Here is a 10,069-nt window from a genome sequence, read left to right as displayed (position 1 = left end):
ACACCTCGGAACCGTGGTCCTCGCTGTGATGGCGGGCCGCGGTGAACGACAGGTCCGCGTAGCGCAGCGCAATGTCCATGGCATGACGCAGATTCGAGCTGCTCATCAGCGCGAAGCCCAGCACGCCCAGCGACGGCGGATGGCACAGCAGCCCCGCCAGCAATCCCATGCCGGGTTCGTCGTCGACGGCGTCGACCACGTTCCGCATGACCGAGAACTCTTGGCCCATGGTGATTTCGGCCGACGGGTCGTGCAGATGACCCTCCCTGATGCCGGTGTCGCGCAGCACCTCCGGCAGCGGGATGCCCCGGCCCACCGCGAAATCGGCCAGCAGCGCGGTGCTGGTGATGGAACGAAGCGGAGCCAACTCTTCCGTCACTCAGGAAGTCTCGCAAACTTCGGGCGTCCCCATATCGGTTACCGGCCGGTAAGTTGCCTGGGTGCGGCCGATATTCGTCGATTCCTGGCCCATTGGGAGCTGGTCGGCCGAAACCCTCACCCATACGGTGAGATTCATGCGCATCGCGCGAAACTCCGAGATTCAGGTGCACAGGACAGCGACTCAGGTGCCGGATGCCGGAAAGGTCCGCCCGCCCATGCTCACCGTGATCGCACCCGCCGACGGCCGGGTGGTCGACACCATCGCCACCGAGACGCCCGCCGTGGTGCGTGCCATCGTCGAGCGGCTGCGGGACGAGGCCGCGCTCTGGCACTCGTTAGGGGTGGTCGGTCGGATCCATTGGCTGACAGTGTTCCGAAACTGGTTGCTGGACAACCGGGATGCCCTGGTCGCATTACTGGCAATGGAGACCGGCAAGACCGAGTCGGAGGCCGATGCCGAGTTCGGCCTGGCCCTCGATGCCCTCGACCACTATCGCGCGCACGGCGCGGAATTCCTGGGCGGACGACACCCGCAGGTCGCTCTGCGCCCGGGGGCGGCCATGCAGCTGGCCGTCGCGCAGCCGGCGGGCGCGGTGGTCGGGGTGATCGGGCCGTGGACCTACCCCCTCGCCTTGGCCCTCTTCGACGCCGTGCCCGCGCTGGTGGCCGGGTCCGCGGTGGTGGTGAAGCCGTCCTCGGAGACGCCGCTGACCCTGCGCGCGGTCACCGCGGGCTGGCGCGGCACCGGGGCCCCAGCGGTTTTCGAGACGGTGGCCGGGCACGAGGCCGGTCCCGCTGTCCTCGATTGCGTGGATTATGTCCGGTTCACCGGGAGCGTGGCGACCGGCAAGGTGGTGGCGCTGCGTGCCGCGGCCCGGCTGATTCCGTGCTGCCTGGACCTGGGCGGCAAGTCCGCAGCGGTCGTTTTGTCCGATGCCGACCTGGATCGGGCCGCCGCCAGCATTGCGCTGGGCGGACTGGCGAACAATGGGCAAAGCTGTAACTGCGTCGAGCGCATCTATGTCGAAACCCCCGCCTACGACGCCTTTCTCGACAAACTGGTGGCCGAGGCCGCCGCCTTCGGGCCGCTGCTCGGCGACGAGATCGGCACCGGCGTGATGACGTCGGCGGCCCACGTCGACCTGGTCCGCGACCAGGTGCGCGACGCCCTGCTCAAGGGCGCGACCCTGCGCTGCGGCGGCACCGGCACCGACCACGTCTTCGAACCCACCGTCCTCGGCGAGGTCGACCCCAGCATGGCGGTGCTCACGCAGCAGACCCTCGGCCCGGTGCTGCCGGTGGTCCGCGTCGCCGACGCGGGCGAAGCCTTCGACCTGGCCCGTCGCTCCCCGGCCGGACCTTGCCTGAGCGTCTGGACCGCAGACACCGTGACCGCCTCCCGCGCGATCGGCCGCTTCGCCCCGGCCCGCGTCGGCGTCAACGACATCTCCCCGCACGTGGCGCGGCCCGCACCGTTCTGAGCACGGGCGCCACCGCACCGGGTTCTACAGTGGACCGGTGGGAATCGAACAGGACACGACGCCGTCGACGCTGCTGCACATCTGCTCGCGGGACGAATGGGAATCCGCCCGCGCCGCAGGCGAATACCGTACCCCGGACCTCGGCGAGACCGGATTCATCCACCTGTCCGCGCCGTATCAGGCGCATCTGCCCGCCAATCGGATCTTCGCCGGGCGCACGGATCTGGTTCTGCTGCACCTGGATCCGGCCCGCCTGACCGCGCCCGTGAAGTGGGAGCCGGGCGTCCCCACCGACCCGGACTCCATGCTCTTCCCTCATCTCTACGGGCCGCTGGCACTGGATGCGGTGGTCGAGGTGACCGATTTCCGGCCCGGTCCCGACGGTTCGTTCGCCCCGCTCACGGCGAGTTGATCTCGCTGTTGATCTCGTCCGGGACATAGCTCCCGGGGATTCGGGCGGGTTGTCCTAGTCTGGACGTCGTGAACGTCGACGTGACAGCGCTGCCCGGAATCGGTGTACGCAAGGACTTCGAAGTCAGATCGGGCCGGCGGATCGGGGTGGTGGCGCACCGGGACGGCGGCATCGATCTCATCGTGTCGCAGCGGGACGATCCGGATGCCTGCCTGGCGCAGGTGCCGCTCACCCCGGACGAGGCCGCGGTGATGGCCAACCTGCTGGGCGCGCCGCAACTAGTGCAGCAGTTGCGGGAGGAGCACTCGGACCTACCCGGGATCACCACCAGACAACTCAGCATCAGCGGCAGCTCACCGTATCGGGGACGCCGACTCGGCGATACCGGGATGCGGACCCGGACCAAGGCGTCGATCGTGGCGATCATGCGGGCCGGGCAGGTGCAACCCTCACCGGGGCCCGACCAGGTGCTCGACTCCGGCGACATCCTCGTCGTCGTCGGCACCCCGCACGGGCTGGACGCGGCCGCTCGCATCCTGGTCGACGGCTGAACCGGTGGATTCGACCGGTCTAGCCCTGTTCGAACTAGGCGCGATCCTCTTCGCGCTCGGCATGCTGGGGCGATTGGCCGCCCGCTTCGGCATGTCGCCTATCCCGCTGTATCTCCTAGGTGGCTTGGCCTTCGGTGACGGCGGCATCGTGCGCATGCAGGCCGCCACCGAATTCGGTCACCTCGCCGGTGAGATCGGCGTGGTGCTGCTGCTGTTGCTGCTCGGATTGGAATACACCGCAGCCGAATTGGTGACCGGATTGCGCCGGGACTGGCTGGCGGGCCTGCTCGACATCGTCCTCAACGCCACCCCCGGCGTGATCGTGGCGCTCATGCTGGGCTGGGGTCCCGTCGGCGCGGTCACCATGGCGGGCGTCACCTATATCTCCTCTTCCGGCATCGTCGCCAAGGTCCTCAACGACCTGGGCCGATTGGGTAACCGCGAGACGCCGGTCATCCTCTCGATCCTGGTGTTCGAGGATCTGGCCATGGCGGTGTACCTGCCGATTCTCACCATGATGCTGGCCGGGCTGAGCTTCGTGAGCGGGCTGCGGTCACTGGCCATCGCGCTGGTCGCGATCACCGTCGTGCTCATCGTCGCGCTGCGCTACGGACGCTACGTCTCGGCCGTCGTCGACAGCGACGACCGGGAGGTGTTCCTGCTCAAGCTGCTCGGCGCGGCGCTGCTGGTGGCGGGCGCGGCCTCGGCGCTCAATGTCTCGGCGGCGGTGGGCGCGTTCCTGCTGGGCATCGCCATCTCCGGATCGACGGCGCACGAGGCGGCGAAACTCCTGGAACCGCTGCGGGATCTGTTCGCGGCCATCTTCTTCGTCGCCTTCGGGCTCAATACCGATCCGCGCGCGATACCGCCGGTGCTGGGCTGGGCGGTGCTGCTGGCGGTCGTGACGGCGTTGACCAAGATCGCCACCGGCTGGTTCGCGGCCTCGCGGCAGGGCATTCGCCGCATGGGCCGCGCACGTGCCGGTGCGGCGCTGGTGGCGCGCGGCGAATTCTCCATCGTCATTGCCGGACTGGCGGTTTCGCTGGGTCACGTGGACGGGCGGCTGGCCGCCCTGGCCTCGGCCTACGTGCTAATGATGGCGGTGCTCGGCCCGATCGCGGCCCGTGTCGTGGAGCCCGTCATCCGGCTGGTGCAACGCGACCGCGGCCGCATCGACCCGGTCCCGAGCTGAATCCGGTTCGATCCCGGCGGAATCCGGCGCGGCGGCCGAAGCAGGCATGACCGCGGCGGATTTCGCCCGGGCGGCCTTGCGCGCCCGCACGGCGACCAGGCGGTGCGAGAGCGCCACCGCGATAGCGCCCACTGTGAAACCGATGATCAGCGCGAAGAAGTGGCCGTAATCGGTGAAGGTGCGGCTGTCGTAGACGCCGTAGGCGTACCAGACCAGCATGCAGGCCGCCCACAGCCAGCGGGCCGGGCCGCGCAGCCGGAAGGTGATGGCGGCCAGCATGGCCGAGATCCCGTAGCTGGGGCCCACATCCGAGGCGAAGGCCACCCGGGTCGGGATGAGGTTTTTGTCGATCTTGTGCGCGATGCCCAGCACCGTGATCAGGGTGGCGCCCACATGCCCGACGGCCACCACGAAGATCCAGCGCAGCGAGCCCAGCCAGCGCTCGGCCAGTGCCATCAGCGTGACCAGGATCAGGATGTCGCCCCACGGGAAACCGCCGTCGGTCCAGAAGGCCGAGGCCAGCAGCACCTGGATCGGATCCTTCTGCATATTGCGCAGATTCGTCGACGCCGAGAAGATCAGCCGCCGTCCGACGATATCGCTGGCCCCGCGCAGCGTCCACCAGGTGATGAACAGCGTGAACGCGTAGGCGATACAGGCCGGCGTGACCGCCAGCAGATCGCGATAGGCCTGCACGGCGCGCCGCAGCCGGTGCGGCTGCGCCCACCAGACGACCAGGGCGCGTGCCTGTTCGCCGAGGTCGACGGTGCGCAGCCAGGGCGGCTCATAGGTGGCCAATGCCATTACCTGATGGTATCCCGAGGCCGGTTCGGCACGCGTAACGCGCATTAATGCCCAGGGAAAACGGTGGTTACGTCGCAGCAACATGGGCCCGGACGATCGGAGAGGTGATCTATCACCAGCGCCTGGGCGGCACCACCTACACCTTCGACGGTCTGGTCGATCTGCTGGCCAAGGCCACCCCGCGCCGCAGCGGCGACGAACTCGCCGGGTGCGCGGCACATTCCGACGCCGAGCGGGCGGCCGCGCAGTGGGCGCTGGCGGAGGTGCCACTGGACACCTTCCTCACCGACATGGTGGTGCCGTACGAGACCGACGAGGTCACGCGTTTGATCGTCGACAGCCACGATCGTGCTGCGTACCAGGCGATTTCCCATCTGACCGTGGGTGGGTTGCGGGATTGGCTGCTGGCCACCGCCGCCACCGCCGACGCCGCGGCCACCCTCGCCGCGGTCGCGCCGGGGCTCACCCCCGAAATGGTCGCGGCCGTCAGCAAACTCATGCGCAATCAGGATCTGATCGCGGTCGCGCACGCCGTGCGGGTGCGCTCCGGGTTCCGTACCAGCATCGGGGTGGCGGGCACGCTGGCCACCCGGCTGCAACCCAACCATCCCACCGACGATCCGCGCGGCATCGCCGCCGCGGTACTCGACGGACTGCTGCTGGGCTGCGGGGACGCGGTCATCGGGATCAATCCGGCCACCGATTCCCCGCGCGCCACCGCGGATCTGCTGTCGCTGCTCGACGAGGTGCGCCAGCGCTTCGACATCCCGACCCAGTCGTGCGTGCTCTCGCACGTCACCACCACCCTCGGTCTGATCGAGGCGGGCGCGCCGGTGGATCTGGTGTTCCAGTCCATCGCGGGCACCGAGGGCGCGAATTCCGGCTTCGGCGTGAACATCTCGCTGCTGCGGGAGGCCAACGAGGCCGGGCGCTCGCTGCGACGCGGCACCGTCGGCGACAATGTCATGTACCTGGAAACCGGTCAGGGCTCGGCGCTCTCGGCCGGTGCGCACCTGGGCACCGGCGGTCGGCCCGTCGATCAGCAGACCCTCGAGACCCGCGCCTACGCCGTGGCCCGCGACCTGGACCCGCTGCTGATCAACACCGTCGTCGGGTTCATCGGCCCCGAATACCTCTACGACGGCAAGCAGATCATCCGCGCCGGGCTCGAAGACCACTTCTGCGGCAAACTCCTCGGCCTCCCGATGGGCGTCGACGTCTGCTACACCAACCACGCCGAAGCCGACCAGGACGATATGGACACCCTGCTCACCCTGCTGGGGACCGCGGGCTGCGCCTTCGTCATCGCCGTCCCCGGCGCCGACGACGTCATGCTCGGCTACCAATCCCTCGCCTACCACGACGCCCTCTACGCCCGAAAAGTCCTGAACCTCACCCCCGCCCCCGAATTCGCCGCCTGGCTCGACCGCCTCGGCATGATCGACCCCACCGGCCGCATCCTCCCCACCCCACCCCTGTCGTCCCCGCTGCGCGCCCTGGCAGCCAAGGAGGTGGCGGCGTGACGACGGAAGATATTGCCGCGCAGGAGTTCTGGGCGGGGTTGCGGTTGACGACGCAGGCGCGGATCGGGCTCGGGCGGGCGGGGGACGGGCTGCCGACGCGGGAGGTGTTGGAGTTTCGGGCCGCGCATGCGGCGGCGCGGGACGCGGTGCACAATCCGCTGGATGTCGCTGCTTTGGCCGCCGCGGTGGCGGAGTTGGGGGTGGGGGAGCCGGTGCATGTGCGCAGCTTGGCGGCGGATCGGTCCGAATACTTGCGGCGTCCCGATCTCGGGCGGCTGCCCGGCAGTGTCGAATCGGTCGTGGCCGATCGGGTCACGGCGGAGCGGGGTATGACGGATCGGGTCGCTGCGGCGAATTCGCCTGGAGCGCGGACCATCTGGTCTGGCGAGGGGCTCGGATGCGGGGACGGCGCTGGTACGACCGGGAGCCGGGCGGACGCCGGGGACCTCCTCGCCGGGGTGCCGTACAGCGGCGCGGACGTGGGATTCGTGCTGGCCGACGGGCTTTCGCCGCGGGCACTCGCTGATCACGGGGTGCCGATGCTCGCGGCGTTGATGGCGGCGCTCGGTGACCGCTACACCTTCGCGCCGCCGGTGATCGCCACCCAGGCGCGGGTGGCGCTCGGTGATCACATCGGTGCGGCGCTCGGCGTGACCACGGTGCTGGTGCTCATCGGGGAACGGCCCGGTCTGTCGGTCGCCGACAGCCTCGGCATCTATCTGACGCATCTCCCGCGGCCCGGCCGCGCCGACGCCGAACGCAACTGCGTGTCCAATATTCATCCGCCCGAGGGCCTCACCTACGCGCGCGCCGCGCAGGTCACCACCGCCCTCGTCGACGGGGCGCGTCGACTCGGCCGCTCCGGCGTGGACCTCAAGGACACGTCCGCCGACCCGGCGCTCGCGCCCGGTACGGACGTCGGTGCGGACTCATCGATCGGAGCCTCGGACTCGCCGATCGGGGTCGCGGACTCATCGGTTGTGCTCGCGCGGCCCGTCTCAACGCCGCTCGTCCTCGACGCGCACACCGGGAATGCGACGGCCTCCCGCACGCCGCTGACCTTGGACGCGGTCGATCCCACCTGAATCCGCGTGCCCCGGAATGAAACAGGCGGTCCGGTCGGGACGATCGACGGGGGAGTAACCCGGTCGTCGAGGAGGTCGTTCATGTCCATCGGTCTGCGAATGCTCGGCGTGGGTGTCGGTGTGGCGACGACGCTGGTCGTTCTCCCCGCGGCGCACGCCGACGACCTGCCCGCGTCGGCGTTGACATTGACCGTCGCGCAGGGGGAATCGCTCGAGACCGCCTCGAGCCAGCGGTCGGTCGTGCTGATCTGCGCGCCGACCGTGCTGGGCACGCATCCAGCCGCCGCCCCGGCCTGCGACGAGTTGAACACCGCCGGAGGCGATTTCGAGAAGCTGCACGGCCGTCCGATGCGCTTCTGCCCGATGATCTACGACCCGGTGACGGTCGCGGCCGACGGCATCTGGCAGGGGAACCCGGTCAGCTACCGGCACACCTACCCCAGCATGTGCGCGGCCGAGAACCGCAGCACCTCCGTCTTCGAATTCTGAACCCTGACGTTTCCGAACCCTGCCGCCTGTCGCCGGGGCCCGGCCACGCGCGCATGACTAGGGTCGAGCCCATGGTGCGCGAGGTGCAGCCGGGATGAGGACTCGAGGTGCGGTGGCGGTGCTGGCGGGTGCGGCGGTGCTGGTGCCGCTGACCGGGTTCGCCGGGTACACCATGGGCCGCGCGCGCACGGCTCCCCGCCCCGGAATGGAAGTGGTGGTCGTGCTCGGCTGCCGCCTGCGCGACAACCGGCCCGCCCCCATGCTGACGCGTCGGCTCGACCGCGCCCTCGAACTGGTCGCGGCCGAACGCGGCCGGGGCGGGACGCCGCTCATCGTGGTGTCCGGCGGACAGGCCGGCGGGGAATCCGTCACCGAGGCGGACGCCATGGCGGATTACCTGGCTGCGCAGGGCATTCCACCCGAGGTTGTCGTGCGCGAGGACCGCTCCCGCAACACCGAGGAGAACCTGCGCTACACCGAGCGGGAACTGCGGCGGCGCGGCATCGATCCGGCCGCGGTGCGGATCACGGTGGTGACCAGTGACTTCCACGTGCTGCGCACGCAACGCCTGGCCCGGCTGCTGGGACTGCGCGCGCAGGTGACCGGGGCTCGGACCGCGCGCCTGCTGCTGCGCAGATCCTTCCTGCGCGAATTAGTCGCAGTGCTGGCGGCTCCCGCGATCACCGCCGCCCGGGCCGCCCGCGGCGAGGCCCGGGAGGAGCGTGGCGAGCTCTAGGAGGCGTGGGGCGAGCCGAAGCAGGCAAGGGGCGAGCCGCGGAAGGTGCCGATCGGTGACGACTAGGGTCGATCCCATGGATCGCCGGATATTCGCTCTGTGCCTGATTCCCGCCGGGGCGGCGGTGCTGATGGAGTGGGAGGCGTCCGGCAGCGCGGGGCAGGCGGCGGTGGATCTGCTCGGCGTGGCGGCCGGGACCTGGGCCTGCGTGAGCGCCGCGAGCCCGCGACCGGAACCGGTCCACCGGCAGCGTGCGGTGCTGATCGGGCTGGCGGCGACCATCGCCGTCATAGTGGCGGTGGGCAATTGGCCGACCGGGTATTCGCCGTGGGCGACCGGGTCGGTATGGGTGACGATCATCGCGTGCGGGGTGGTGGCCTCCCGCGTCAGCGAGATCGCCGACATATTGCTGGCCGGTGCGCTCGTGGCCGTCGCGGTCGGGTCGACCTTCTCCGTCGGTCATGCGCGTGACGGCGTGCTGCCGCTGGCCGTGGCGGTACCGACCATTACCGCGCTGGGTATCGGACTGCTGGTGCGGTCGCATCGGCAGCGTGTGGTGGCCGAGCGGACGGCGGCGGTGGTGGGGGAGCGGGCGCAACTGGCCCGGGAACTGCACGACGTGATCGCGCACGAGGTGATGGGCATGGTGGTGTTGTCACAGGCCGCCCAGGCCGGGGCCGACGAGCGAATGCGGCCGGTACTGGCCCGGATCGAGGAATCCGGGCGGCGGGCGCTCGACGACATCCGGGCCATGGTGGCCAACGCCGGGCGCACGGCCGCGCGCGACACGCACGATCTGCGCGACCTGGTCGATCGATTCTCCGAAACCGTTGCCGCGCAGGTGGTTACCGTCATCGATCCGGCGGTGGCCGCGCCCCGGGTTCCCGATGCGGTACTGCTGGCCGCGCATCGAATCCTGCTGGAGGCGTTCAACAATGTCCGCCGCCACGCCGCCGACGCGACCCGGGTCGAGGTCGAAGTGGGTATCGAGGGTGGTGAGGTGTGTATTCAGGTGTGCGACAACGGCTCCGGAAACGGCGGGATCGGCGGCGGCACCGGGTTCGGCCTCACCGGTCTGGCCGAGCGGGCCACCGCGGTCGGCGGCACCGTGAGCGCCGGGCGGCACACCGACGGGCGATGGCGGGTGGCGGCCAGGCTGCCCCTCGGCGAGAACACTGGAGGGACACGATGATTCGGGTAGTGCTCGCCGACGATCAGGACATGGTGCGCATGGGCTTCGCCATGATCCTCGACGCCGCGCCCGATATCGAGGTGGTCGCGCAGGCCGCCGACGGAGTACAGGCCATCGAGGCCGTCCGCGAACACCGGCCCGACGTGGCCCTGCTCGACATCCGCATGCCACGCCTCGACGGGCTGGAAGTGTGCAAGCGCGTCAGCGGCGACACCCGCGTCGT

The 10,069-nt window shown here is 70.0% G+C and carries 11 protein-coding genes and 2 pseudogenes; 11 read left to right on the top strand and 2 right to left on the bottom strand.

Features of this window, described 5'->3' with window-relative positions; genetic code table 11:
- Positions 1 to 379: AraC family transcriptional regulator ligand-binding domain-containing protein (locus tag ACWELQ_RS26685; RefSeq protein ID WP_452399787.1), on the bottom strand; the 379-nt coding region annotated here is incomplete at its 3' end.
- A 136-nt stretch (positions 380 to 515) separates the two neighbouring features.
- Here ACWELQ_RS26685 and ACWELQ_RS26680 point away from each other — a divergent pair.
- From ACWELQ_RS26680 to ACWELQ_RS26665, 4 genes are all read left to right on the top strand, one after another.
- A complete protein-coding gene (locus tag ACWELQ_RS26680; protein WP_452399786.1) occupies positions 516 to 1,862 on the top strand; it encodes an aldehyde dehydrogenase family protein in 1,347 nt (448 codons plus the stop codon).
- A 43-nt stretch (positions 1,863 to 1,905) separates the two neighbouring features.
- Positions 1,906 to 2,274, top strand: a complete 369-nt coding sequence (locus tag ACWELQ_RS26675) for a DUF952 domain-containing protein (RefSeq protein WP_452399788.1) — start codon at positions 1,906 to 1,908, stop codon at positions 2,272 to 2,274.
- A 68-nt stretch (positions 2,275 to 2,342) separates the two neighbouring features.
- Positions 2,343 to 2,825, top strand: a complete 483-nt coding sequence (locus tag ACWELQ_RS26670; protein WP_379362269.1) for a cation:proton antiporter regulatory subunit — start codon at positions 2,343 to 2,345, stop codon at positions 2,823 to 2,825.
- 4 nt (positions 2,826 to 2,829) lie between these two features.
- Positions 2,830 to 4,017, top strand: a complete 1,188-nt coding sequence (locus ACWELQ_RS26665; RefSeq protein ID WP_452399785.1) for a cation:proton antiporter — start codon at positions 2,830 to 2,832, stop codon at positions 4,015 to 4,017.
- Here ACWELQ_RS26665 and ACWELQ_RS26660 read toward each other — a convergent pair.
- Positions 3,916 to 4,821 carry a rhomboid-like protein gene (locus tag ACWELQ_RS26660; RefSeq protein WP_452399784.1) on the bottom strand — a complete coding sequence of 302 codons (906 nt, stop codon included), beginning with the start codon at positions 4,819 to 4,821 and terminating at the stop codon, positions 3,916 to 3,918. The two genes, ACWELQ_RS26665 and ACWELQ_RS26660, sit on opposite strands and share 102 nt — an antisense overlap.
- A gap of 47 nt (positions 4,822 to 4,868) precedes the next feature.
- Between ACWELQ_RS26660 and ACWELQ_RS26655 the strand changes: the two genes are divergently transcribed.
- The 7 genes and pseudogenes from ACWELQ_RS26655 to ACWELQ_RS26625 all read left to right on the top strand — a co-directional run.
- The gene (locus ACWELQ_RS26655) at positions 4,869 to 6,344 is read left to right on the top strand and encodes an ethanolamine ammonia-lyase subunit EutB (protein ID WP_452399783.1); all 1,476 of its coding nucleotides are present in this window, start codon (positions 4,869 to 4,871) and stop codon (positions 6,342 to 6,344) included.
- Positions 6,341 to 6,631 (top strand): annotated as a pseudogene (locus ACWELQ_RS26650) (ethanolamine ammonia-lyase light chain EutC); the annotation flags it as partial. The gene ACWELQ_RS26655 and the pseudogene ACWELQ_RS26650, both read left to right, overlap by 4 nt.
- Before the next feature lie 124 nt (positions 6,632 to 6,755).
- Positions 6,756 to 7,255 (top strand): annotated as a pseudogene (locus ACWELQ_RS26645) (ethanolamine ammonia-lyase light chain EutC); the annotation flags it as partial.
- A 255-nt stretch (positions 7,256 to 7,510) separates the two neighbouring features.
- On the top strand, positions 7,511 to 7,918 hold the full coding sequence (locus ACWELQ_RS26640; RefSeq protein ID WP_452399782.1) for a subtilase-type protease inhibitor: 408 nt from the start codon (positions 7,511 to 7,513) through the stop codon (positions 7,916 to 7,918).
- 94 nt (positions 7,919 to 8,012) lie between these two features.
- A complete protein-coding gene (locus ACWELQ_RS26635; protein ID WP_452399781.1) occupies positions 8,013 to 8,654 on the top strand; it encodes a YdcF family protein in 642 nt (213 codons plus the stop codon).
- 55 nt (positions 8,655 to 8,709) lie between these two features.
- Positions 8,710 to 9,846 carry a sensor histidine kinase gene (locus ACWELQ_RS26630; protein WP_452399780.1) on the top strand — a complete coding sequence of 379 codons (1,137 nt, stop codon included), beginning with the start codon at positions 8,710 to 8,712 and terminating at the stop codon, positions 9,844 to 9,846.
- The coding region (locus ACWELQ_RS26625; protein ID WP_452399779.1) for a response regulator transcription factor at positions 9,843 to 10,069 on the top strand (227 nt) is incomplete at its 3' end. The genes ACWELQ_RS26630 and ACWELQ_RS26625, both read left to right, overlap by 4 nt.

It is taken from the genome of Nocardia sp. NPDC004722 (genome assembly GCF_053601505.1).
Note: the sequence above shows the minus strand (reverse complement) of the source record. Positions and strands in the feature narration are given on the sequence as shown.